General features: G+C 63.9%; 20 protein-coding genes. 2 read left to right on the forward strand and 18 right to left on the reverse strand.

The features are described from left to right. Positions 1-103: 103 nt before the first annotated feature. From ftsZ to coq7, 16 genes are all read right to left on the reverse strand, one after another. Positions 104-1306: a cell division protein FtsZ gene (gene ftsZ / locus AWB72_RS20290; protein ID WP_040050504.1), complete on the reverse strand. Its 1203-nt coding sequence runs from the start codon at positions 1304-1306 to the stop codon at positions 104-106. Between the two features lie 141 nt (positions 1307-1447). After that, positions 1448-2680, reverse strand: coding sequence for a cell division protein FtsA (gene ftsA / locus AWB72_RS20295; RefSeq protein ID WP_035966862.1), 1233 nt, complete (start codon positions 2678-2680; stop codon positions 1448-1450). 26 nt (positions 2681-2706) lie between these two features. Beyond that, positions 2707-3459, reverse strand: coding sequence for a cell division protein FtsQ/DivIB (locus AWB72_RS20300; protein WP_040050503.1), 753 nt, complete (start codon positions 3457-3459; stop codon positions 2707-2709). A gap of 34 nt (positions 3460-3493) precedes the next feature. After that, on the reverse strand, positions 3494-4435 hold the full coding sequence (locus AWB72_RS20305; protein WP_040050531.1) for a D-alanine--D-alanine ligase: 942 nt from the start codon (positions 4433-4435) through the stop codon (positions 3494-3496). Between the two features lie 32 nt (positions 4436-4467). Then, a complete protein-coding gene (gene murC / locus AWB72_RS20310; RefSeq protein WP_040050502.1) occupies positions 4468-5862 on the reverse strand; it encodes a UDP-N-acetylmuramate--L-alanine ligase in 1395 nt (464 codons plus the stop codon). Positions 5863-5865: 3 nt separating this feature from the next. After that, positions 5866-6984 (reverse strand): undecaprenyldiphospho-muramoylpentapeptide beta-N-acetylglucosaminyltransferase, encoded by a 1119-nt coding sequence (murG, locus tag AWB72_RS20315; protein ID WP_040050501.1) that lies wholly within the window; start codon positions 6982-6984, stop codon positions 5866-5868. Then, positions 6981-8279 (reverse strand): putative lipid II flippase FtsW, encoded by a 1299-nt coding sequence (gene ftsW, locus AWB72_RS20320; protein ID WP_040050500.1) that lies wholly within the window; start codon positions 8277-8279, stop codon positions 6981-6983. The genes murG and ftsW overlap by 4 nt, the downstream gene beginning before the upstream one ends. Continuing rightward, positions 8276-9787 carry a UDP-N-acetylmuramoyl-L-alanine--D-glutamate ligase gene (murD, locus tag AWB72_RS20325; RefSeq protein WP_040050499.1) on the reverse strand — a complete coding sequence of 504 codons (1512 nt, stop codon included), beginning with the start codon at positions 9785-9787 and terminating at the stop codon, positions 8276-8278. The genes ftsW and murD overlap by 4 nt, the downstream gene beginning before the upstream one ends. A 54-nt stretch (positions 9788-9841) precedes the next feature. Then, complete coding sequence (mraY, locus tag AWB72_RS20330) at positions 9842-11011, reverse strand: phospho-N-acetylmuramoyl-pentapeptide-transferase (protein ID WP_040050498.1); 1170 nt, start codon at positions 11009-11011, stop codon at positions 9842-9844. 23 nt (positions 11012-11034) lie between these two features. Continuing rightward, on the reverse strand, positions 11035-12465 hold the full coding sequence (locus tag AWB72_RS20335) for a UDP-N-acetylmuramoyl-tripeptide--D-alanyl-D-alanine ligase (protein ID WP_040050497.1): 1431 nt from the start codon (positions 12463-12465) through the stop codon (positions 11035-11037). Next, positions 12462-14003 (reverse strand): UDP-N-acetylmuramoyl-L-alanyl-D-glutamate--2,6-diaminopimelate ligase, encoded by a 1542-nt coding sequence (locus AWB72_RS20340; protein ID WP_040050496.1) that lies wholly within the window; start codon positions 14001-14003, stop codon positions 12462-12464. The genes AWB72_RS20335 and AWB72_RS20340 overlap by 4 nt, the downstream gene beginning before the upstream one ends. Then, a complete protein-coding gene (locus tag AWB72_RS20345; RefSeq protein ID WP_087128631.1) occupies positions 14000-15862 on the reverse strand; it encodes a peptidoglycan D,D-transpeptidase FtsI family protein in 1863 nt (620 codons plus the stop codon). Before AWB72_RS20345 ends, AWB72_RS20340 begins: the two co-directional genes overlap by 4 nt. Beyond that, complete coding sequence (ftsL, locus tag AWB72_RS20350) at positions 15859-16203, reverse strand: cell division protein FtsL (RefSeq protein WP_040050494.1); 345 nt, start codon at positions 16201-16203, stop codon at positions 15859-15861. The genes AWB72_RS20345 and ftsL overlap by 4 nt, the downstream gene beginning before the upstream one ends. After that, positions 16200-17153, reverse strand: coding sequence for a 16S rRNA (cytosine(1402)-N(4))-methyltransferase RsmH (gene rsmH, locus AWB72_RS20355; protein WP_040050493.1), 954 nt, complete (start codon positions 17151-17153; stop codon positions 16200-16202). Before rsmH ends, ftsL begins: the two co-directional genes overlap by 4 nt. Before the next feature lie 16 nt (positions 17154-17169). Next, positions 17170-17598, reverse strand: a complete 429-nt coding sequence (mraZ, locus tag AWB72_RS20360) for a division/cell wall cluster transcriptional repressor MraZ (RefSeq protein WP_087128632.1) — start codon at positions 17596-17598, stop codon at positions 17170-17172. Positions 17599-18040: 442 nt separating this feature from the next. Then, on the reverse strand, positions 18041-18694 hold the full coding sequence (gene coq7 / locus AWB72_RS20365; protein ID WP_040050530.1) for a 2-polyprenyl-3-methyl-6-methoxy-1,4-benzoquinone monooxygenase: 654 nt from the start codon (positions 18692-18694) through the stop codon (positions 18041-18043). A 357-nt stretch (positions 18695-19051) separates the two neighbouring features. On the opposite strand from coq7, the gene AWB72_RS20370 reads away from it, so the two are divergent. Next, positions 19052-20236: a porin gene (locus tag AWB72_RS20370; protein WP_040050491.1), complete on the forward strand. Its 1185-nt coding sequence runs from the start codon at positions 19052-19054 to the stop codon at positions 20234-20236. A 132-nt stretch (positions 20237-20368) separates the two neighbouring features. On the opposite strand, the gene AWB72_RS20375 is transcribed toward AWB72_RS20370, so the two are convergent. Next, positions 20369-22042: a long-chain fatty acid--CoA ligase gene (locus AWB72_RS20375; RefSeq protein ID WP_040050490.1), complete on the reverse strand. Its 1674-nt coding sequence runs from the start codon at positions 22040-22042 to the stop codon at positions 20369-20371. 127 nt (positions 22043-22169) lie between these two features. Further along, positions 22170-24251 (reverse strand): molybdopterin-containing oxidoreductase family protein, encoded by a 2082-nt coding sequence (locus tag AWB72_RS20380; protein ID WP_040050489.1) that lies wholly within the window; start codon positions 24249-24251, stop codon positions 22170-22172. Between the two features lie 157 nt (positions 24252-24408). Between AWB72_RS20380 and AWB72_RS20385 the strand changes: the two genes are divergently transcribed. Further along, positions 24409-25599: a M20 aminoacylase family protein gene (locus AWB72_RS20385; protein WP_040050488.1), complete on the forward strand. Its 1191-nt coding sequence runs from the start codon at positions 24409-24411 to the stop codon at positions 25597-25599. Positions 25600-25794: the final 195 nt, after the last annotated feature.

Genomic DNA, 25794 nt, shown 5'->3' on the forward strand with positions numbered 1-25794 from the left:
CTTGGACAGTCGCCCCACGCGAAACCTGCATCGCCGGGCTCACCTCGACGTGCCTGCGGTGGCTGCACTTCGCATGCCAGCTACCGACCAAGCGCGAGGCTCGTCAGTCCGCCTGCTTGCGCAGGAACGCGGGGATGTCGTACGTATCGACGCCCTTCTCCTGCAATGCCTGCACGTGCGATGCCGCGGTTTCACGCGTGGAGCGCCACACTGCCGGCGTGTCCAGTTGACCGTAATCCGTTGCCTGCGCGTGCTGCGGCGCGTAGTTGCCATGCGCGGCGTGCGCGTGCGCGACCGGCTGGTTATCGGTGCCCGTGCGCAGGAGGGTCATCGGCGCCTGCTGCTGCTTCTTCGCCGCGCGGCCCAGGCCCGTTGCCACCACCGTCACGCGCAGCGCGTCCCCCATGGCGTCGTCGTAGACGGCGCCGAAGATCACGGTCGCGTCGTCGGCGGCGTAGGACTTGATGGTGTTCATCACTTCGCGCGTTTCCGACAGACGCAGCGAACGGCTCGACGTGATGTTCACCAGCACGCCACGCGCGCCCGACAGATCCACGCCTTCCAAGAGCGGGCTCGCCACGGCCTGTTCAGCCGCGAGACGCGCGCGATCGACGCCGGCAACCGTCGCCGTGCCCATCATCGCCTTGCCCTGCTCGCCCATCACCGTCTTCACGTCTTCGAAGTCGACGTTGACGAGACCATCGACATTGATTATTTCAGCGATACCCGCGACAGCGTTGTTCAGCACGTCGTCCGCGCACTGGAAGCACTTGTCCATCTCGGCGTCGTCGCCCATCACCTCGAAGAGCTTGTCGTTCAGCACGACGATCAGCGAATCGACGTGATCCTCCAGCTGCTGCGAACCGGCTTCCGCCACGCGCATGCGGCGGCCGCCTTCGAATTCGAACGGCTTGCTCACGACGCCAACCGTCAGAATGCCCATTTCCTTCGCGATCTGCGCCACGACCGGCGCCGCGCCCGTGCCCGTGCCGCCGCCCATGCCGGCGGTGATGAACACCATGTGCGCGCCGCGCAGTGCGTCGGCGATGCGCTCGCGTGCATCTTCCGCCGCTTCCTTGCCCTTCTCCGGCTTGGCGCCAGCGCCCAGACCGGTCATTCCCAACTGCAGGACCGCCGGCGCGCGCGAGCGGGCGAGCGCCTGTGCGTCCGTGTTCATCACGATGAAGTCGACGCCCTGCACACCGCGATTGATCATGTGCTGAACGGCGTTGCCGCCCGCACCGCCAACTCCGACGACCTTGATGATCGTTCCGTTGGTTTCCGTTTCCAGCATTTCGAAATCCATGTTGCCTCCGTCAAGAATGAAGATCGGCGTTATCCGGCAAGAGATCGGGCAACCTCTTGCCGCGCGCTAGCCGCCGGTACCGGCGCGAATTATATTCACTGCTTACATCAATTTGTTAGCACTGCTGTGCTGCGGACGACCTCAGAAGTTCCCGAGGAACCAGTCCTTCATCCGCGTGAGCACCTGTCCCATCGATCCGTTCTGCACCGCGACCTTGCGGCCGCGCATGCGCTGCGAGCGTCCTTCTGCGAGCAGACCCATCGCGGTGGAGTAGCGCGGATTGCGCACCACGTCCGCGAGACCGCCCGCGTACTCCGGCACGCCGATGCGCACTGGCTTCAAGAAAATGTCTTCGCCGAGTTCGACCATGCCGGGCATCATCGCCGCGCCGCCGGTCAGCACGACGCCGCTCGACAGCAGCTCTTCGTAGCCGGATTCGCGCACGACCTGCTGCACGAGCGAGAACAGCTCTTCGACGCGCGGCTCGACGACCGCCGCCAGCGCCTGGCGCGACAGCGTTCGCGGACCGCGTTCGCCCAAGCCCGGCACTTCGATCATTTCGTCCGGATCGGCGAGCGCCTGCTTCGCGATGCCGTAGCTGACCTTGATGTCTTCCGCGTCGGGCGTCGGCGTGCGCAGCGCCATCGCGACGTCGCTTGTGATCTGATCGCCGGCAATCGGGATCACGGCCGTATGACGGATCGCGCCTTCGCTGAAAATGGCGATGTCCGTGGTGCCGCCGCCGATATCGACGAGCACGACGCCCAGTTCCTTCTCGTCCTCGGTCAGCACCGCGAGCGACGACGCGAGCGGCTGCAGAATGAGGTCGTTCACTTCGAGCCCGCAGCGGCGCACGCACTTCACGATGTTCTGCGCCGCGCTCACCGCGCCCGTCACGATGTGCACCTTCACTTCGAGGCGGATGCCGCTCATGCCGATCGGCTCGCGCACGTCTTCCTGACCGTCGATGATGAATTCCTGCGTCAGGATGTGCAGCACCTGCTGATCGGTCGGAATGTTGATCGCCTTGGCCGTTTCGATCACGCGCGCGACGTCGGTCTGCGTGACTTCCTTGTCCTTGATCGCGACCATCCCGCTCGAATTGAAGCTGCGAATGTGGCTGCCCGCGATGCCGGTGAATACGTTGGTGATCTTGCAATCGGCCATCAGCTCGGCTTCTTCGAGCGCGCGCTGAATGGATTGCACCGTGGCCTCGATATTGACCACGACGCCCTTCTTCAACCCCTTCGAGTCGCTCTGACCGAGTCCGATTACCTCGTAGTGGCCTTCGCCCTTCAATTCGGCGACGATCGCGACCACCTTCGACGTTCCGATGTCGAGGGAAACCAGCAGGTCTTTGTAGTCTTTGCTCATAGCGTGCTCATGCCTGTGATGTCTGCTTACTTCTTGGCCTTGTCGGTGTCGTTGATGAAGCGCATGCTGGCGGCGCGTATCGCGAAGCCATTCGGGTAACGCAGATCCGCGTATTCGATCTCCTTGCCCCACCGCCCCGTCACGGAGGGCCACGATGCGACGAACCGCTTGCAGCGGTCGAACAGCGTGTCCTGATTGCGCTCGCGGCCCAGTTCGATCTGCGTGCCGTTCGAGAGCTTCACCGTCCACGCGAAGCGCGGCGACAGCGTCACTTCTTCGGGCTGCGCGTCGAGCGGTGCGAACCACTTCTGGAAGTCGTGGTAACGCGCGACTACTTCTTTCGCCGTGCCTTCGGGACCGTCGAACGCGGGCAGGTCGTCGTCGAGTTCGCCCTGATTCGCGGTGAACAGCTCGCCGTCGACGCTCACCAGTTGATCGCTGCCCCACGTGCCGAGCGGCTTGTATTCCTCGAGCGACACCGCGAGGGCGTTCGGCCACACGCGGCGCACGCTCGCATGGCGCACCCACGGCATCTGCTCGAACGCGGCGCGCGCGGTATCGAGATCGACGGTGAAGAAGTTGCCCTTCAAATGTCCGACCACGCTCGCGCGCACCGTCGGCGTATTGATGTGCGACGTGTCGCCGTCGATCTGAATCTCGCGCAGGCGGAACTCGGGACGCTGGATCGCCCATACGCCCGCGGCGCACAGCAGCATCAGCACGAGCATGGCGTGCAGCGCGCTGGCGGCGAGATTCATCTGGCGAACGTTGTTCCACATGGCTTGCGTTTCGTCTTGTTCCGTTGTTCCTGCGTTAGCTCTTCAGCGTGAGCGACAACACCTTCACCACCAGGTCCTTGTAGCTGATGCCCACCGCGCGCGCGGCCTTTGGCGGCAGCGAGTGATCCGTCATGCCCGGCGCCGTGTTCACTTCGAGGAAGTACGGGTTGCCGTTCGCGTCGAGCATGAAATCGGCGCGGCCCCAGTCGGTGCAGCCGAGCATGTCGAACGCGCGCTGCGTCAACTGCTTCATGCGCGATTCCTCGTCGGCGGTGAGGCCGCAGGGAATCAGGTATTGCGTGTCGTCGGCGATGTACTTCGCGTGGTAGTCGTAGAACTCGCCCGCCGGAATGATCTTGATGACCGGCAGATCGAGATCGCCCGCGATACAGCACGTGTACTCGCCGCCGCCTTCGATGCTCTTCTCGACGATCACGATCTTGTCGAACTGCGCGGCCTGTTCGAGCGCCGGCACGAGCGATTCCGGGCTCTTCACCTTGATGACCGCGACGCTCGATCCTTCGCTCGCCGGCTTCACGAAGAGCGGCAGCCCGAGCTTCGCGATGATGTCCCGCGCGCGCGATGCGAAGTCGTCGCCGCGCACGACGGTTTCGAACGGCGGCGTCGGAATGCCGGTCTGCTGCCACACGAGCTTGGTGCGCAGCTTGTCCATGCCGAGCGCCGAGCCCAGCACGCCGCTGCCCGTGTAGCGGATGCCGTAAAAATCCAGCGCGCCCTGCAACTGGCCGTTCTCGCCATAGCCGCCGTGCAGCGCGATGAACGCGCGCTCGAAGCCCTCGGCTTTCAGATCCGACAGCGGACGCTCGGCCGGATCGAACGGATGCGCGTCGATGCCGGCATCGCGCAGACCTTCGAGCACGAGCCGGCCCGAATTGAGCGAGACCTCGCGCTCCGCGGAATTTCCGCCGAGAAGCACGGCCACTTTGCCGAAAACTTTCGGATCGATGTTGTTCACTGTGTTGCTCATTGCGTCGTTCATTGCTGTCATCACTGCGGCTGGCTCTGCGCGAGCCGCCCGCACACACCGCCGATGGAACCCGCGCCCATCGTGATCACCACGTCGCCGTTGCGCGCGATGGTCGTCACCGCGTCCGGCACTTCATCCACTGTTTCGACGAACACCGGCTCGATCTTTCCGGCGACGCGAATGGCACGCGCGAGCGCGCGGCCATCGGCGGCGACGATCGGCGATTCGCCTGCGGAATAGACATCGGTGAGCACGAGGGCATCGACCATCGACAGCACTTTCACGAAGTCCTCGAAGCAGTCGCGCGTGCGCGTATAGCGATGCGGCTGGAACGCGAGCACGAGACGCCGGTCCGGAAACGCGCCGCGCGCCGCCGCGATGGTCGCCGCCATTTCGACGGGGTGATGACCGTAGTCGTCGATCAGCGTGTACGCGCCTTCGTTGTCAGCCGTCTTCACTTCGCCGTAGCGCTGGAAGCGCCGCCCGACACCGTTGAATTCGGCAAGCGCTCTCTGGATATCGGCATCGGCCACTTCAAGTTCAGTCGCAATTGCAATGGCCGCGAGCGCGTTCTGCACGTTGTGCAGGCCCGGCAGGTTCAGCACGATGTCGAGCGGCGGCGCGTCTTCGCGCATCGTCGTGAAATGCATGCGGCCTTCGCGCGCCTCGATGTTCACCGCGCGCACTTGCGCTTCCGCGCCGATGCCGTAGCGGATGATCGGCTTCGACACGAACGGCAGGATTTCGCGCACGTTCGGATCGTCGACGCACAGCACCGCGATGCCGTAGAACGGCAGCCGGTGCGTGAATTCGATGAACGCCTGCTTGAGCCGCGCGAAGTCGTGGCCGTAGGTGTCCATGTGATCGGCGTCGATGTTCGTGATGACTTCGATCACCGGGAAAAGATTCAGGAACGACGCATCCGATTCGTCCGCTTCCGCGACGATGAAGTCGCCCGTGCCGAGCCGCGCGTTCGCGCCCGCGCTGATGAGCCGCCCGCCGATCACGAAGGTCGGATCGAGCCCGCCCGCGGCCAGCACGCTCGCGACGAGCGACGTGGTCGTGGTCTTGCCGTGCGTGCCGGCGATCGCGATGCCCTGCTTCAAGCGCATGAGTTCCGCGAGCATCACCGCGCGCGGCACGATGGGCACGCGGCGATGGCGCGCGGCGAGCACTTCGGGATTGTCGGGACGCACGGCCGTCGATACGACGACCGCATTCGCGCCTTCGATGTTGTCTTCGTGATGCCCGATCTCGACGCGCGCGCCCAGCGCACGCAACCGTTCGGTGACCGCGTTCTTCGACAGGTCCGAGCCGCTGACCTGATATCCGAGATTGAGCAGCACCTCCGCGATGCCGCTCATCCCTGCTCCGCCGATGCCGACGAAGTGAATGTGCTTGACGATGTGTTTCATGTCCTAATGTGCCTCCCGAGCTTGCGCGTCGAAACGCGCGCCGGCCACGTCGGCGCAGACGCTTGCGACCCGTTCGGTCGCATCCGGCTTCGCCAGCGCGCGCGAGCGCACGGCCATGCCGGCGAGCGTCTCGCGCGTTTGCGCACGCAACCAGCCGGCGAGCCTTTCCGCCGACAAATCGCGTTGTTGTATCAACTCCGCAGCGCCGTTCCTGGCGAGGAACGCGCCGTTGGTCGTCTGGTGATCGTCGACGGCGAACGGGAACGGCACGAAGAGCGCCGCCACGCCGACCGCCGCGATTTCGGAAACCGTCATCGCGCCCGAGCGGCAGATCACGAGATCGGCGGATGCGTAAGCGCTCGCCATGTCTTCGATGAACGGCACGAGCTGCAGGTCGTCGCCGCGCGCGAAACCCGCCGCTGCGTAGTTCGCTTCGAGTGCTTCGATATGCTTCGCGCCCGCCTGATGCACGATGCGCGGACGTTGATCCGCGGGCAGCAGCGCGAGCGCCTTCGGCACCGTTTCGTTCAGCGCGGCAGCGCCGAGACTGCCGCCGACCACCAGCACGTTCAGCTTTCCCGAACGCGCGGCGTAGCGTTCTTTGGGCGGCAATGTCGCGTTAAGTTCCGCGCGAATGGGGTTGCCGGTCCATTCGGCATTCGGCAGCGCATCCGGGAACGCGACGAGCACGCGCTTCGCGAGATGCGCGAGCACCTTGTTCGCGAGTCCCGCGATGGAATTCTGTTCGTGCAGCACGAGCGGGCAGCCCGCGAGCTTCGTCATGACGCCCGCCGGAAACGTGATGTAGCCGCCCATGCCGAGCACGACATCCGGCTTGATCCGGCGCAGCACGCGCAGGCTTTGCGAGCACGCGCGCAGCAGGTTGACCGGCAGCATCAGCTTGGTCTTGATGCCCTTGCCGCGCACGCCGCCGAAGCGCACGTATTCCATCGGCACGCCGTGCTTCGGGACGAGCGTCGCTTCCATGCCGCTCGCGTTGCCGAGCCACACGACGCGCCAACCGTGCGCCTGCATCCAGTGCGCGACGGCGAGACCCGGAAACACGTGGCCACCGGTGCCGCCCGCCATGACCATCAAGGTGCGGTCGCGTTGCGCGGTCATACTTTCCCTCCGCGCATCAGAACCCGGTTCTCGTAATCCACGCGAAGCAGCACCGCCAGCGCGACGCAGTTCAGCAGAATGCCCGAGCCGCCGTACGAAACGAGCGGCAGCGTGAGGCCCTTGGTCGGCAGGAGACCGAGATTCACGCCCATGTTGATGAACGTCTGCGCGCCGAACCAGATGCCCACGCCCTTCGCCATCAGACCGGCGAACGTGCGATCGAGCGCGAGCGCCTGGCGGCCGATCTCGAACGCGCGGCGCACGATCCAGTAGAACAGCAGAATGACGACGATCACGCCGACGAAGCCCAGTTCCTCGCCGATCACCGCGAGAATAAAGTCGGTATGCGCTTCGGGCAGATAGTTGAGCTTTTCGACGCTGCCGCCGAGTCCCACGCCAAACCACTCGCCGCGTCCGAACGCGATCAGCGAGTGCGTCAGCTGATACGCCTTGCCTTGTGCATAACGGTCGTCCCACGGATCGAGGTACGCGAAGATCCGCTCGCGACGCCACGGCGAGAGCCACACGAGCATCGTGAACGTGCCCACCGCCGTCAGCACGAGGCCGCCGAACAGCTTGCCGTTCACGCCGCCCAGGAACAGCACGCCCATCGCGATGGCCGCGATCACCATGAACGCGCCCATGTCCGGTTCGAGCAGCAACAGCGCGCCGACTGCGCCGACCGCGACGGCCATCGGCAGAAAGCCCTTGCCGAAGCTGTGCATGAACTCCTGTTTGCGGACGGTGTAGTTGGCGGCATAGATGGTCACCGCGAGCTTCATGATTTCCGACGGCTGCATGTTCGTGATGCCGAGCGGAATCCAGCGGCGCGCGCCGTTCACGCCCTTGCCGATGTGCGGAATCAGCACGATGACGAGCAGCACGAGCGCGAAAAGAAAGAGCTTCGGCGCGTACTTTTCCCAGGTCTTCACCGGAATCTTGAACGCGATGACCGCGCCGACGAGCGCCGTCGCGATGGAAATAAGGTGACGCACGAGGAAGTGGTAGTCGCGATACTGCGCGTACTTCGGCGAATCGGGCATGGCGATCGACGCCGAATACACCATGACGATGCCGAGCCCGAGCAACGCGATGGTCACCCACAAGAGCGAATGATCGTAGTCGAGCATGCGCGAGCGCGCGGGACGCACGCCATTGACCGCGCTCGAAATGCCGCCCGCGCCTTCCGTGCGGCCGACGCGCGCGCTCGCACCCGCGCGACCGGCGAGCGAGTCGTTCGCGACCGCGTTGCGCTGGCCGGTCAGTTTCGATCCGAAGCGTTCCGACCAGCTCATAGCATCACTCCCCGCGCTGCGGCGATTTCTTCGACCGCGCCGCGAAACACGTCCGCGCGGTGTGCGTAGTTCTTGAACATGTCGAGGCTCGCGCACGCGGGCGAGAGCAGGACGGCGTCGCCGGCTTCCGCGATTCGTGCCGCCGCGTTGGTCGCGCCTTCGAGCGTCGCGTGATCTTCGAGCGCGACGCCCGTCGATGCGAGCGTCTCGCGAATGCGCGGCGCGTCACGGCCGATCAGCATTACTGCGCGGGCCCAGCGCGCCACCGGCGCTTCGAGCGGCGAGAAATCCTGGCCCTTGCCGTCGCCGCCGGCGATCAGCACCACGCGTTGCGCGAGGCCGTCGAGCGCGGCGACCGTTGCGCCGACGTTGGTGCCCTTGCTGTCGTCGACATAATCGACGCCGTCGATCTGGCCGATCACTTCCACGCGATGCGGCTCGCCGCGATATTCGCGCAAGCCATGCAAGAGCGCCGCGAGCGGCAGGTCGATTGCACGCGCGAGCGCGAGCGCGGCGAGCGCGTTCGCCGCGTTATGCAGACCGCGAATGCGCAGCGCATCCGACGGCATCAGCCGCTTGGCGACGACATTCGGCGCCGCCGTTTCCTGCTTGCGACGACGCGACGACGTGGGCTCGTCGGCGGCGTCGCGATCGATACCTTGCGCGAGCCACGCGATACCGTTGTCGCGCAGCAAGCCGTAGTCGCCGACCTTCGACGGCTCGTTCAGCCCGAACGTCACCACGCGGTCCTGCGCGACGTTGACGGCGAGCGCCATCGTGCGGGCGTCGTCGCGATTGAGCACGCGCGTCGTGCGCGGGCCGAAGATGCGGCCTTTCGCGGCGGCGTAGGCATCGAGGCCGCCGTGCCAGTCGAGATGATCCTGCGTGATGTTCAACACCGCGGCGGCATCCGGCTCGAAGGTGTGCGCGGTCTCGAGCTGGAAGCTCGACAGTTCGAGCACCCAGACGTCCGGCAGCGCGGTCTGATCGATGGCTTCGGCGAGCTTGTCGAGCATCGCCGGGCTGATGTTCCCCGCGACCGCGACGCGCTTGCCCGCGCGCTCGCACAGAAGACCGGTGAGCGCGGTTGTCGTGGTCTTGCCGTTCGTGCCGGTGATGGCGAGCACCTTCGGCTGATAGCCGTTCACGGCGAGTCCCGCGAGCGCCTGCGCGAAGAGTTCGAGCTCGCCCCACACTGGAATGCCGCGTTCCCTGGCAGCCGCGACGAGCGGCGCGAGATCCGGCGCGAGCGGCGACAGGCCCGGACTGACCGCGACGAGTTCGATGCCGCCGTCCAGCAGTTCCGTCGTGAACGCGCCGCCGACGAAATCGGCATCGATGTTATGGATGACGAGTTCGGAGAGATTCGGCGGCGTTTCGCGCGTATCGGCAATCCGCAGGCGGCAACCGTGCCTGGCGCACCAGCGCGCCATCGCGAGGCCGGATTCACCGAGCCCCAGCACGAGCACCATCGGACTTTGCCGACCGGAAAACTTCTCGCCAAACATCGCTTTTACCTTTGATCTAAACCGGAAACGGATGAACCTTCGGACGCTGACGAATCAACGCAACTTCAGCGTCGACAAGCCGAACAGACACAGCATCAACGTGATGATCCAGAAGCGCACCACCACTTGCGTTTCCGTCCAGCCGGACAGTTCGTAGTGGTGATGCAGCGGCGCCATCTTGAAGAAGCGGCGGCCTTCGCCATAACGGCGCTTCGTGAACTTGAACCAGAAGACTTGCAGCATCACGGAAAGCGTTTCCGCGACGAAGATGCCGCCCATGATGAACAGCACGATTTCCTGGCGCACGATCACGGCGATGGTGCCGAGCGCGCCGCCGAGCGCGAGCGCGCCGACATCGCCCATGAAGACCTGCGCGGGGTGCGTGTTGTACCAAAGGAACGCGAGCCCCGCGCCGCCCATGGCCGAGCAGAAGATCAGCAATTCGCCCGCGCCGGGAATGTGCGGGAAGAGCAAGTACTTCGAATAGACCGAGGAACCCATCACGTAAGCGAACGCGCCGAGCGACGCACCGACGAGCACCACGGGCATGATGACGAGACCGTCGAGGCCATCGGTGAGATTCACCGCGTTGCTCGATCCGACGATCACGAAGTACGTCATCGCGATGAAGCCCCACACGCCGAGCGGATACGTGATCGACTTGAGGAACGGCAGCATGAGGTCGGCGCGCGCGGGCAAGCCCATCGAAAGGCCGCTGCGCACCCACGCCATGAAGAGATCGAACACGCGCGCGTTGTTGGCTTCGGACACGCTGAACGCGAGATAAACCGCCGCGAAAATGCCGATGACCGATTGCCAGAAATACTTCTCGCGCGACGACATGCCGCGCGGGTCCTTGTGCACGACCTTGCGATAGTCGTCCACCCAGCCAATCACGCCATAACCGAACGTGACGAGCATCACGATCCACACGAAGCGGTTCGTGAGATCCGCCCATAGCAGCGTGGATACCGCGATGCCGATGAGAATGAGCACGCCGCCCATCGTCGGCGTACCCGACTTGACGAGGTGCGTCTGCGGGCCGTCCTTGCGCACGGCCTGGCCGACTTTCATCGCGGTCAGCTTGCGGATCACCCAGGGGCCGCAGACGAGACCGATCAACATCGCCGTCGCCGTGGCTCCCACGGCGCGGAACGTAATGTAGGTGAACACGCGCATGAAGCTGGCGTCATTCTGGAGCCATTGCGCGAGTGCAAGTAGCATGCTGGGCCTTCTCTTTCTGTGAGTCAGTGTGCTGCGGGCGTGCTGCCCGCGGCGGGTTGTGCGAGGCTCGTCAGGGCGTCCACCACGCGCTCCATCTTCATGAAGCGCGAGCCTTTCGCGAGATACGTTGCGCCGGGTCCGAACCCGGCTTGTTCGAGTGCTTCGATCAAAGCGGCGACGTCGTTGAAATGCACGCCGGTCTGCTTCGATGCCTTTGCGTTGAATGCGTTCACGGAATCGCGGCTGGCGTCGCCGAGCGCGAAGAGCGCATCGATGCCGCGTTCCGCTGCATAAGCGCCCACTTCGCGATGAAACGCCGGTCCTTCTTCACCGACTTCGCCCATGTCGCCCATCACGAGCACACGCGGCGATGCTTGCGCCGCGAGCACGTCGATGGCCGCGCGCATGGAATCGGGATTGGAGTTGTACGTATCGTCGATGACCGTCGCGCCCGCGAGCGCGCCCACCACCGCGCGCTTCACCTGCAAGCGGCCCTTCACCGGCTGGAAGGCTTCGAGCCCGCGCTTGACGGCATCAAGCGAAACGCCCGCCGCAAGCGCCGCAGCCGTGGCCGCGAGCGCATTGCGCGCGTTGTGTTCGCCGAGCGCGGAAAGCGCGACATCGATCGCGCCTTGCGGCGTGCGCACGTGCACCGTGGTGCCTTCGAGCGTGCCGGTGACGGCGGCCTTCGATTCATCGCCGGTGAGCGCGAAATCCATGACCGGATTGCCCGTCGCGGCGACGCGCCAGATGCTCGCGTAGTGATCGTCGGCGGGGAACACGGCGGTACCGGTTTCGCCGAGCGCATGAATGACGGACGCGTGTTCGAGTGCCACGGCTTCGACCGTCGCCATGAATTCCTGATGCTCGCGCTGCGCGTTGTTGACGACCGCGACCGTCGGCGCGGCGATCTTGCCGAGCACGTCGGTTTCGCCGGGATGATTCATGCCGAGTTCGACGACCGCCAGCTTGTGCGCGCCGTTCAGTCGAAATAGCGTGAGCGGCAGGCCAATGTCGTTGTTGAAGTTGCCCGCCGTCGCGAGCCGCGCGTCTTCACCCACCGATGCCGCGAAGATCGACGCGATCATTTCCTTGACCGTGGTCTTGCCGTTGCTGCCCGTGACGGCGACGAGCGGCATCGCGTAGCGCTTGCGCCAGCCGTGCGCCAGCGCACCGAGCGCCGCGCGCGTGTCCTTTACCTTGACGACAGGAAGCGGCCAGGCATCCGAATTGCGCAGCTCGCGTGAAACGAGCGCTGCAGCCGCGCCGCTCTTCGCAACCTGGTCGAGGAAATCATGCGCGTCGAAACGATCGCCCTTCACCGCGACGAACAGATCGCCCGCCTGCACGGCGCGGCTATCCGTCACGACGCGTGCGATCGCGATGCTTTCGTCGCCGATGACCACCGCGCCCGGAATGAGCGCGGCGGCTTCGCGCAGCGTGAACATGGTCATTCGGTACCTCCGCGCTGCTGCGTGGCGCGTGCTGCAAGCGCGAGGCGCGCGTGATCCTGGTCGGAGAACGCGCGCTTCTTGCCCATGATTTCCTGCGTGGCCTCGTGCCCCTTACCGGCCAGCACGACGACATCCTCTCGCGCCGCCGACCGCACCGCCTGAAGGATGGCGCTCGCGCGGTCCTCGATACGGCGCGCCTTCGCGGCGTCCTTCATTCCGGCAGCGATCTGGTCGATGATCGCAAGCGGGTCTTCGCTGCGCGGGTTGTCGCTCGTGATGACGACCTGATCCGCGAGACGCTCCGCGATCTCGCCCATCAGCGGACGCTTGGTCGCGTCGCGATCGCCGCCGCAACCGAACATGCAGACAAGCTCGCCGCCGCGCGCTTCCGCGATCGGGCGCAGCGCGGCGAGCGTCTTGTCGAGCGCGTCGGGCGTGTGCGCGTAGTCGATCACGACGAGCGGCTCGTCGCTTTGCAGCCGGCCGCCGAGACGCTCCATGCGTCCGTTCACCGATTCCAGTTTCGCGATGCGCGCGATGGCGGCATCGAACGGAACGCCCACTTCGAGCAGCACGCCGAGCACCGCGAGCAGGTTGCTCACGTTGAACGTACCGAGCGTGCCGACTTCGACTTCGGCTTCGCCCCAATCCGACGAAAGATGAAACGCGGTGCCGGTGGCCGTCGCGCGCACTTGCGTTGCGAGCAGCATGGCGTCGGCCGTCGGCGCGGCATCGGCGGGCATCTCGACGCCGTATGCAATCGTGCGGACCTTGCCGCGCAGCGATGCGATGAGACGCTGGCCCGCCGCGTCGTCGCGATTGACGATCGCCGTCTTCAGCGACGGCCACGCGAACAGGCGCGCCTTCGCGGTTTCGTACGCCTCGAAGGTGCCGTGGTAATCGAGATGGTCCTGAGTGAGATTCGTGAAAATGGCGATGTCGAAGTCCGTGCCGTTCACGCGCCCCTGATGCAGCGCATGCGACGACACTTCCATCGCGACCGCTTCCGCGCCCTGGCTCTTGAGCTGCGCGAGGTTGCGCTGGAGCTGCGGCGCATCGGGCGTGGTGAAGCCGCTATGCACGAGCTTGCCCGGCATGCCGATACCGAGCGTGCCGACGATCGCGCACGGGCGGCCCAGCGCGGTCAGCGCCGTGGCGATCCACTGGCTGCACGACGTCTTGCCGTTCGTTCCCGTCACGCCGACGGTCAGCATCGATGCGGTCGGCTCGCCGTACCACGCGGACGCGATCGGACCGGCGAGTTCGTTCAGCGCGGCCACGGCGCGCGTCTTCGACGCGTCCGGCTTGCCCGCGAAGTTTTCAGGCTGATAGAGCGCCGCCGCCGCGCCCGCGTTCAGCGCCGCGTCGATATAGGCGCGATTGTCCGCGCCATCGACGGCATAGGCGAAAAACACGTCGCCGCTTTTGAGCGAGCGCGTGTCGGCGTGCAACTGCGCCTCGGGCCGCGCGTGCGCGCGCAGCCATTCGACGGCGTTCGAAACGTCCTTCTGCATCTTGCTTTGACGGGCCGCGCTCATCGCACGACTCCCGGATGTGTCTCCGAATTGCTCGATACGGCGACCTTCTTCGCCGCATTCGCGTTGTTGGCGTTGTTCCCGTTTGCCGGTTGGGCAGGCGTTTGCGCGGCCGGGTTCGATTCGTCCGACACCACCATTTGCTTCACCGGCATGTCGGGCGGCACGTTCAGCGCGCGCAAGGTATCGCCGACGATGCCGGAGAACACCGGCCCCGACACCTGTCCGCCGAAGTGGCTGCCCGCCGTCGGTTCATCGACCGACACGGCCACCACGATGCGCGGATTCGGCATCGGCGCCATGCCGACGAACGATGCGCGGTACTTCGAATGATCGTAGCCGCGGCCCGCGTGCTTGTACGCCGTGCCCGACTTGCCGCCGACGCGATAGCCCGGCACCGCCGCATCCGGCGACGTCCCGTTCTTCGACACGACGGTTTCGAGCATCGCGCGCACTTCGCGTGCCGTGGTCGGCGAGAACACCTGCTGGCCCATCGGCGGCTGGTCGCCCGGCGTGCGGAAGATCGATACCGGCAGAACGGAGCCGTCATGCGCGATCGCCGTGTACGCGCGCGCGAGCTGGAAAAGCGACGCCGACAAGCCATAGCCGTACGACATCGTCGCCTGCTCGATGCGCCGCCAACTTTTCCACGGTCGCAGGCGTCCGGTCACCGCGCCCGGAAAACCGACCTTCGGCGCCTGCCCGAGCCCGATGCTCGTGTACATGTTCCACATTTCTTCCGGACGCAATTGCATCGCGATTTTGGTCGCGCCGATATTGCTCGACTTCTGAATCACGCCGCCGACGGTGAGCGTGCCGAAACCGGCGTCGTCCGTGATGCGCGCGCCGTCCAGCACGAACACGCCGCCGCCCGTTTCGACGAGCGTGTTCGGCGTCACGCGATGCAAATCGAGCGCGAGCGAAACGGTGAACGGCTTCATGATCGAGCCCGGCTCGAAGGTGTCCGTGAGAATGCGGTTGCGCAACTGCTCGCCCGTCATGCGCGAGCGGTCGTTCGGGTTGTAGGTGGGATAGTTGACGAGCGCGAGCACTTCGCCCGTCTTCGTGTCGATGACGATCGCCGCGCCCGCCTTCGCCTTCGACTTCTCGACGGCCGCCTTCAGGTTCGTGTACGCGATGTACTGAATCTTGCTGTCGATCGAGAGTTCGACGTCCGTGCCGTTGTGCGGCACGACCTGTTCGTCGACATCCTCGACGATATGGCCCATCCGGTCCTTGATGACGCGGCGCATGCCCGGCGTGCCGGCGAGCACGTTCTGGTCGCCCAGTTCGACGCCTTCCTGCCCCTTGTCTTCAATATTAGTAAAGCCGATCAGGTGCGCGGTGATTTCGCCTTCCGGATAGAAGCGCTTATATTCGCCGCGCGAATAAATGCCGGGGATGTCGAGCGCCGCGACTTTCTGTGCGACTTCGAGCGGCACCTGTCGCTTCACGTAGACGAAGGTCTTGTCCATCGAGAGCTTCGCGCGCAGGTCCTTCTGCGTCATGTCGAGCAGTTTCGCCAGTTCCGCGAGCTTGTCCGCGCCGAGATCGTTCGGCACGGCTTCGGGAATCGCCCAGATGGCCTTGACCGGCAGGCTCGTGGCCAGCACGAGACCGTTGCGGTCGCGAATCTGGCCGCGCGTGGCCGGCATTTCCAGCGTACGTTGATAGCGGCTTTCGCCCTGTTTCTTGAAGAAGGCGTTGCCGGGGCCCTGAATCCAGAATGCGCGCGCGGCCAGCGCGACGAATGCCATGAAAAGCAGGAACACGACGAACTTCGAGCGCCACATAGGCAGGCGCACGGCGAGGATCGGGTTCGGCGTGTAGGCGACGTCCTTTTGCTTCGCGGCTTTCTTCATCGTTTCGCTCCGCGAGCGGACGGCGCCGAGGCGGGCAGCGGCGGCGGCATGGGCGCATCGGCGGCCTTGGCGGTCGCCGGGTCGTAAGTGAGGTATTGCGTGCGGCCGGTCGTCACGGGCTGCATCTTCAGTGAGTTAGTGGCCAACTGCTCGATGCGCGACGTCTTCGACAACGCGCTCTGCTGATACTGAAACTGTGCGTAATCCTGCTGAAGCTGCCGCTCCTGCGACTGCGCCCGCTGCAACTCGATGAACACTTGCCGCTGCTTGTTCGTGGCGCTGACGACCGACAGCGCGCACCCGAGCACGATCATCAACAGGAAGATATTGAGACGGTTCATGGCGCGATGCGCTCCGCGATGCGCATGACCGCGGAACGGGCGCGCGGATTGGCGGCGACTTCGGCCTCGCTCGGAAACACGCGGCCGACGATCCGCAGAGGCGGACTCGGCAGATCGACCGCGCGGATCGGCAAACGACGGTCCACCGCCGGCGCGCTCGATTGCGCCTGCATGAACCGCTTGACGATCCGGTCTTCGAGCGAATGAAAGCTGATCACGACCAGCCGCCCCCCTTGCTCCAACAGCGAAAGTGCCGATTCAAGAACTACCTGCAGCTCCGCAAGCTCTTGATTGATGTGAATCCGTATAGCCTGAAAGGTGCGGGTTGCCGGATCCTTGCCCTTTTCACGGGTCTTGACGACGTGACCCACGATTTCGGCAAGCTCGCGCGTGCTGACGAGAGGCCCAAGACGGTCGGACTCTGCCCGGCGAGCAACAAGCGCCTTTGCAATCTGAAAAGCAAACCGTTCTTCCCCATAATCTCTGATCACCTCCGTCAATTCCTGCACCGTGGCCCGCGCGAGCCACTCGGCCGCCGACTCGCCGCGAGTCGGGTCCATCCTCATGTCGAGCGGGCCTTCCGCGCGGAAACTGAAACCGCGCTCCGGGTCGTCCACTTGCGGCGACGACACACCCAGGTCCAGCAGCACACCCGACACCTTTTGCACACCGCGTTCGCTCGCTGCATCGCGCATCGACGCAAAGCTGTCGTGCACGATCGAGAAACGCGGATCCTGAATCTGTTGCGCCGTGGCGATTGCAAGCGGGTCCTTGTCGAAGGCAATGAGCCGCCCCGCTTCGCCCAGCCGCTGCAAAATCGCCCGGCTATGACCGCCGCGCCCGAACGTGCCATCCATATAGATGCCGTCCGTGCGCGTGATCAGCCCGTCTACCGCTTCATCCAGCAGCACCGTGCGATGCTGCAGTTCATTTCCCATCGCAGGTGCCATGTCGTTGAGCGCCGCGTCAGAAAGTGAAGTTCTTTAGCGCTTCGGGCATGCCCTGCGCCATCGCCGCGGCTTCCTTCGCCGCGTACGTCTGCGAATCCCATAACTCGAAGTGCGCGCCCATGCCGAGCAGCGTCACTTCTTTTTCGAGCGACGCGGCCGCACGAAGCTCGGGCGAAACCAGCACGCGCCCGGCCGTGTCGAGTTCGACATCCATTGCGTTACCGAGAAAGATGCGCCGCCACCACATCGCTTCCATTGGGAGCGCGGCGACCTTGGCGCGAAAGACTTCCCACTCCGGACGAGGAAAGAGCAACAGGCATCCATCCGGGCTCTTCGTGAGCGTCACCCGGCCTTGTGCCTGCCCTTGCAGCGCTTCCCGATAGCGGGACGGAACCGACATCCGCCCTTTCGCATCGAGCGTCAGCGCCGACGCCCCTTGGAACACTCGCCCTTCTCCCCGTTGTCGACCGCCTCATTGCCCCATGAGCCGATCCGATGCAAAGCCGACGACGCCCACGATGACGTCACTGCTGCCCTGAAATTGCCGAAAAGTGGGTGTCGAATCACACAAACAACCACTTTCTGACACTGTCTCCCACTTTAGAGGAACGCATTTCCTGGGTCAAGACGCGGGTATTTTTTTAAGGGCGGCTTTTGCTCGCTAGAACAAGGACTTAGCGTTAAATCCTGAAGGAGCGATGGAGAAGAAAAGCGTTTGGAATTAGAGGGCTAGTGCCATAAGTGAAGGTAAAGCATGAATTCGGCGGGAAAGAGACGTGAAATGTAACGGTTTCTGCGCGCCGTTTTTGCCGCAAGGTGGGACGGCCGCGTTTCCTTTCGATGGCCTGTCGCGCAAAGATGCATGGCCATCGAAATCGGACGCCGGATCAAATGTAATAGGCCGTGCGTGTCATGACTTTCGATGCCGCGCGCATCAGCGCCCGCACCGGAAACGGCATTTCGCTGCCGCCCGCGCCGATCGCCGCCGCGGCGTGCGCGCTTTCATCGTTGCGCATTTGCTCGACGATCGCGCGCGATGCGTAGTCCGTTGCCGGCAACGTGCGCATGTGACCGTCCAGATGCTGCTCGACCTGACGCTCGGTTTCGGCCATGAAGCCGAGGCTCGCGCGATCGCCGAAGCGGCCCGCGACGAAACCGATCGCCAGCGCGCCCGCATACCAGAGCGGATTCAGCAGGCTCGGGCGCGAATCCAGGTCCTTCAGGCGCTGGGCGGTCCATGCAAGGTGGTCTTCCTCTTCGCGAGCCGCCTGTTCGAAGCTCGCCTTCAGCACCGGCGAATCCGTGGCCAGCTTTTGCGCCTGATAAAGCGCCTGCGCGCACACTTCGCCGACATGATTCACGCGCATCAAACCCGCCGAATGCGCCTTTTCCTTTTCCGTGAGCTGCGGCTCTTCGGCGAGTAAGCCGCCATCCGCGAGACCCGTCGGATTCGACTCGGGAATAGGCCGCGACATGCGGCTCACGCCGACCATGGAACGCAAGCCTCGATCGAACTCGCTAATGACTTCATCGAGCGTCATGTCCTCACCTCTTTCTTCGTGTTCATGTTTCCGCAACGCGCCGTGCGACGTGTTCAGCAAGCCGCATTCTCCGCGAACGACGATGCGAAAGTGCGCGCCCGCGGGTGCCGTTTTTTGTAATTAGGGCAAACGCGACTCGCGAAAATGCTGAAAAACCAAGATTTTAGCGCATGTTGCGTAAACGTCACACGAAGCGCGGACGCCACCCCGTTTTCCTTTTGTGCATCTGGACGTGTTTGTTACATTACGTGTCACCTTCGTATACGAAGTGTCCGGCAGGGACCGTCAACACACTGGCGCTAGAACAGTGACCTTGCCAAAAACAAGTCGCAAGAACACTCCTTGGAGATCTATTCAATGAAAAAGTCGCTTCTCGCTCTGGCAGCATTGGGCGTCTTCGCTGGCGCCGCACATGCGCAGAGCAGCGTGACGCTGTACGGCATCATCGACGCAGGCTTCGCATACACGAACAACACGGGCGGTCAGCACAACTACTTCACCAGCGCCGGCAACTTGCAGGGCAGCCGCTGGGGCCTGCGGGGTGCTGAAGACCTCGGTGGTGGCCTGAAGGCAGTGTTCGTGCTGGAAAACGGCTTCAACCCGTACACCGGTCAGCTCGGCCAAGGCGGCGATTTCTTCGGCCGTCAGGCTTATGTCGGTCTGTCGTCGGCTCAGTTCGGCACGGTCACGCTGGGTCGCCAGTACGACTCCGTGGTTGACTACACCGGCGCGTTCGAAGTCGGCAGCCAGTGGGGCACGTTCTACGGCGCGCACCCGGGCGACCTGGACAACATGAACAACTCGAATCGCGTGAACAACGCGATCAAGTACACGAGCGCGAACTATGCAGGCTTCACGTTCGGCGGTCTGTACAGCCTCGGCGGCAACGCTGGCCAGTTCAACCGCAACCAGATCTGGTCGGTCGGCCTCGGCTACTCGCAAGGTCCGCTGCAATTGGGCGCGGGCTACTTGAACGTCAAGGACCCGAACTACTCGTTCTTCGGCAACAACGCGAACTCGCGCACGGCGACGACCGCTGGCACGACGACGTCGAACTTCGGCGCGAGTCGCGTGATCAACGGCTACGCTTCGGCGAAGACGATGCAAGTGATCTCGGCTGGCGGCGCGTACACGTTCGGCGCAGCGACCGTCGGCGCAACGTATAGCAACACGCAATACAAGGATCTCGGTTCGGAGCCGGGCACGGGCCTGACGCCGGCGGGTGGCTTCACGGGCGGCACGGGCAAGTTCCACAACGCCGAAATCAACTTCAAGTATCAGCTGACCCCGGCGCTGCTGGTTGGCGCGGCTTACGACTACACGAAGGGCTACGGCCTGGGCAACGCAAAGTACCACCAAGGCGTGCTCGGCGCGGACTACTTCCTGTCGAAGCGCACGGACGTGTATGTCGATGGCATCTATCAACACGCCAGCGGCACCGATTCGACGAACCACACCGCGGTTGCGAACATCAACGGCCTGTCGCCGTCGTCGACGTCGAACCAGGTTGCTGCCATCGTCGGCATCCGCCACAAGTTCTAATAAGTCGTAAAGAAGCGGTATCCATTAAAGGCGCCTTCGGGCGCCTTTTTTTCTTGCCGCCTTCTTCGGGCACGCGGCGTAAAAAAACCGCCGAGTCTCGCGACGCGGCGGCCTTCACCTCTCGATTCACGCTCAGACCGTGCCGTCGCGCAATTCCCTTCGCAGAATCTTGCCGACATTGCTCTTCGGCAGATCGCTTCGAAACTCGATGATGCGCGGCCGCTTGTAGCCCGTGAGCCGCTCGCGGCAATAGGCCATCACGTCGGCTTCGGTCAGGTTCTCGTCCTTGCGCACGATGAAGAGCTTCACCGCTTCGCCCGAATTCTTGTCCTTCACGCCGACTGCCGCGACTTCGAACACGCCGGGCAGCATCGCGACCACGTCTTCGATCTCGTTCGGATACACGTTGAAGCCCGACACGAGAATCATGTCCTTCTTGCGATCGACGATCTTCACGTAGCCGCGCTCGTCGAACACGCCGACGTCGCCGGAGCGGAAGAAGCCGTCGGGCGTCATGACCTTGGCCGTTTCGTCCGGGCGATTCCAGTAGCCCGCCATCACCTGCGGTCCGCGGATGCAGATTTCGCCCGCCTGGCCGAGCGGCAACTCGTTGTTGTCATCGTCGCGAATGGAGATTTCCGTCGATGGCAGCGGCAAGCCGATCGTGCCGGTGTACTCGGTCGCCGTCACCGGATTGCAGGTCACGCACGGCGATGTCTCCGACAACCCGTAGCCTTCGACGATCGGCACGCCGGTCATCTTGAACCAGCGCTTCGCGACGGCCTCTTGCACGGCCATGCCACCGCCGTTCGCCGCGATCAGCTTCGAGAAGTCGAGCTTGCCGAAATCCGGATGATTCAGCAACGCGTTGTAAAGCGTGTTGACCGCCGGGAACGTGTTGATCTGGACGCCCTTCAGCTCCTTGATCATGCCGGCGATATCGCGCGGATTCGGGATCAGCACGCCGAGACCGCCGGTACGGATCGTGAGCATGCCGCACACGGTCAACGCGAAAATGTGATACAGCGGCAAAGCCACCACGCACACGAACTGATCGATGTCCGGCCGCTGCTTTTGCGCCGGCTCGAGCCACACCTCGGATTGCAGCACGTTCGCGATCAGGTTCCGGTGCGTGAGCGTCGCGCCCTTCGCCACGCCGGTCGTGCCGCCCGTGTACTGGAGGAACGCGACGTCGTCCGGCGTCTGCGCGACGGCTTCGAACGCGTGCCGGCCGCCTTCGGCGAGCGCATCGTTGAAACGAATGCTGCCCGGCACCGTCCACTGCGGCACCATCTTCTTCACGCGGCGCACGACGAAATTGACCACGAGCCCTTTGAGGCCCATGAGATCGCCCATCGACGCGACGACCACATGCTTGATCGCCGTGTTCGCGATCACCGCCTGCAGCGTCACCGCGAAATTTTCCAGAATGACGATGGCTTGCGCGCCGCTATCACGCAGCTGATGCTCCAGTTCGCGCGGCGTGTAGAGCGGATTCACATTGACGACGATGTACCCGGCGCGCAGCACGGCGGCGATCGCCACCGGATACTGCAAGACGTTCGGCATCATCAGCGCGACGCGCGCGCCCGGCTTCAGCCCTTTCTTCTGGAACCATGCAGCGAGCTTCTTCGACATGTCGTCGAGCTCGCGATACGTGATCGCCTGCCCCATGCACACGAACGCGCGACGGTCGCGGTTCTTGCGAAAACTGTCCTCGAGCAACTGCGACACCGACTGGTACGCCGACGCGTCGATCTCCGCAGGTACGCCGGCCGGATACGATTTCAGCCAGAGTTTTTCCATCCGGCGTCTCCTTATTTAATTTTCGAATGGTCGTGCGAAAACGAGATGCTAGCCGCTCGCCTCGCTTCCGACAATCCGGTTAGACGCCCCACTCCAGGCTCGCGCGAACCCAGCTTCTCCAAACTTCTCAATGCGATGACTCCACTTCAACCAGGCAATCGTAGAACGTTGCCGATCCCCCCAGATCGGTCAATGCCTGGCTCGTTACTTGATTGGCGTTGCAGCCATCGGGGGACAACTTTTTCCACCAGATCGACAAGCCGACGACGACGCCTTCGCGCGCGCGTTCCGTCACGCGTGCGCGCGCCTGCATCGAGCCGCGATCGTTGAAGATGCGTACCGGCATGCCGTCCGCGATGCCGCGCGCTTCAGCGTCACGCGGATGAATATCGAGGTGCGGTTCGCGCTCGGTGGCTCGCAGACTCTCGACGTTCACGAAGCTGCTGTTCAGGAAATTGCGCGCGGGCGGCGAGATCATCGCGAGCGGATAGCGGGCGGCCAGCTCCGGCGCGTTTTCCGAAGACTCGTACGGCGGGAGGTAATCCGGCAACGGATCGTGGCCTTCGTCCTTCAGGCGCTGACTGAAAAACTCACATTTCCCGGACGGCGTGCGGAAGCCGCCGTTTGCAAAAGGCGCATCGGGAAGATCGAGCTTGATCCAGCCCGACGCTTTCAGCGCATCCCAGTTCTGATCTTTCAGCGTCGGATGATTCCAGCGGAAAGCCTTCGACGCGATCTGCTCGTCAGTTTCGAATAGCGCCGGTTCGGTGACGCCCATCGCGCGTGCCAGACCCCGGAAGAATTCCGTGTTCGGGCGCGATTCGCCGACGGGCGCAATGGCGGGCAGATTCGCCATCACGTGTGTGTGACCGTACGACTTGTGTACGTCGAGGTGTTCGAGCTGTGTTGTCGCGGGGAAAATCAGATCCGCATAGTCGGCGGTATCTGTCTGGAAGTGTTCGAGAACAATCGTGAACAGGTCTTCGCGCGCGAAGCCCGCCGCGACCTTCGCGGAATCCGGCGCGACCGCGACTGGATTCGAGTTGTAGACAATCAGCGCCTCGACTTTCGGGCCGAAGGTTTCGTCGCCGGGATGCAGCAGCGCATCGCCGATCGCGTTCATATTGATGATGCGTGGCAGCTTATTCGGCCAGCCGGGCAGCAAGTCGGGACGTTCGAGCGCCGGGCCGTCGATCGGCGCCCAGCCCGACGACGACAACAGCAAGCCGCCCGAGCGCTCACGCCACGCGCCCGTCAGCGACGGAAGGCAAGCGACCGCTCGCACCGCGTTGCCGCCGCCACGCACACGCTGCATGCCGTAGTTGAGGCGGATCGCGGCCTTCTTCGTCGAGCCGAAAGCTCGCGCAAGGTCGACGACCGTTTGCTCATCGATTCCGCAAATGCCCGCGACACGCGACGGCGGATACTGCGCGGCGCGCGCCGCGAGATCGTCGAAGCCGAGCGTGTGGTTGTCGACGTAATCCTGATCGACGAGCCCTTCGCGAATCAGCACGTGCATCATGCCGAGCGCGAGCGCGGCATCGGTACCCGGCCGCAGCGCAATATGTTGATGGCACTTTTCCGCGGTCAGCGACTTGTACGGATCGATCGCGATCAGCTTCGCGCCGCGCCGCTTCGCTTCCTGCGCGCGCGTCCAGAAGTGCAGGCTCGACGCAATCGGATTCGCGCCCCAAATCAGGATCAGCTCGCTTTCCTCGAAGAAATCGACGTGCATGCCGAGGCTCGCGCCGTAGGTATAGCGCAGTCCGGCCGCGCCCGCGGCGGCGCAAATCGTGCGATCGAGTCGTGACGCGCCGAGCACGTTGAAGAAACGGGCGGCGATGCTTTCGCCCTGAACGAGGCCCATCGTGCCCGCGTAGCTGTACGGGAGAATGGCTTCTGGCGCGCGGCGCGCGATCGGCTGCAGCCGTTCCGCCGCGATGCGCAGCGCTTCGTCCCAGCCGATCGGCTCGAAACGCCCCGCTCCCTTCGGTCCGACGCGTCGCAACGGCGTCAGAAGACGGTCCTTGTGATGCGTGCGCTCGGCGTATCGCGTGACCTTCGTGCACAGCACGCCCTGCGTCGGCGCGTGGTCCGGATCACCGCTGACTTTTATCGCCTTGCCGTCTTGCACGGTGACGCGCATCGCGCAGGTGTCGGGGCAGTCGTGCGGGCATACGGCTCTTGCAAACTCGGCGGGAGCGTTCATCGAAAAGTCCGGTCAATCGAGAAAAAGGCGGCAGATGACGGAATTCTATTACGCCGGTTATGCGCCCGACCGTCCGATCCGCCAAATAGTGGCGGCGTAGAATGATTAATCCGCGTCGATACGCGCGATCCGAATTCGAAACGAGAGAGCATTTCAAATGAGTCTGATCCCGGAAATCGAAGCATCACACGACGAAATCAAGGCCCTCCGACGAACGATCCATGCTCATCCCGAGTTGCGTTACGAAGAGGTCGGTACTGCAAAACTGGTGGCGGAAAATCTGGAGCGGTGGGGCATTACGGTTCATCGCGGTATCGGCAAGACTGGCGTCGTCGGCGTACTGAAGCGCGGGTCGAGCAGCGCGTCCATAGGACTGCGCGCCGACATGGACGCGCTGCCGATACAGGAACTCAACACGTTCGACCATAAATCGACGCACGCCGGCCGTATGCACGCATGCGGTCACGACGGCCACACCGCGATGCTGCTCGGCGCGGCCAAGTATCTGGCGGAACATGGAAAGTTCGATGGGACCGTCGTGTTCATCTTCCAGCCGGCGGAGGAAGGCGGCGCGGGCGCCAAAGCGATGATCGACAATGGACTCTTTTCCCGCTTTCCCGTCGATGCGGTGTTCGGTATCCATAACTGGCCGGGCATACCGGCGGGTCATTTCGGCGTGACGGAAGGCCCGATCATGGCGTCGAGCAACGAGTTTCGAATCACCATTCGCGGGACCGGTTCGCACGCGGCGCTCCCGCATAACGGTCGCGATCCGGTGTTCACGGCCGTGCAGGTCGCCAATGCGTTGCAGAGCATCATCACGCGCAACAAGAAGCCGCTCGATACGGCGGTGCTGTCGATCACGCAGATCCACGCGGGAGACGCGGCGAACGTCGTACCCGACCAGGCGTGGCTCGGCGGGACGGTGCGCACGTTCACGGTGGAAACGCTGGATCTGATCGAAGCGAGGATGCGGAAAATAGTCGGAGCAACGGCGTCTGCCTACGACTGCGAAGCGGACGTGTACTTCCATCGCAATTACCCACCGACCATTAACGACGCCGAACAGACGAAGTTCGCCGCGCAGGTGATGGCGGAAGTGGTGGGCGCTGATAAGGTGAACACCTCTGTCGAACCGACGATGGGCGCGGAGGACTTCTCGTTCATGCTGCTGGAGAAGGCAGGTTGTTATGCGTTTCTCGGGAACGGCGACGGCGGGCATCGGGACCACGGACACGGCACAGGTCCGTGCACGCTCCACAACGCTAGTTACGACTTCAACGACGCGCTGTTGTCAGTGGGTTCGTCGTACTGGGTGCGAATGGCTGAACGATTCTTGGCCCGCTGATATTCGGGCTGCACGTGGCGATTAGCGGGTTTGCATCCAGCACTCCCGCATTGCATGCACTGATTTCGCCCGCCCAAACGCAAAAACCCCACCTTTGCGGGGTGGGGTTTTTGTTTAATGCATGAGGAGCCTGACGATTACCTACTTTCACACGGGCAATCCGCACTATCATCGGCGTGGAGTCGTTTCACGGTC

This window comes from Caballeronia concitans, assembly GCF_001544615.1.
Taxonomy (GTDB): Bacteria; Pseudomonadota; Gammaproteobacteria; order Burkholderiales; family Burkholderiaceae; genus Caballeronia; species Caballeronia concitans.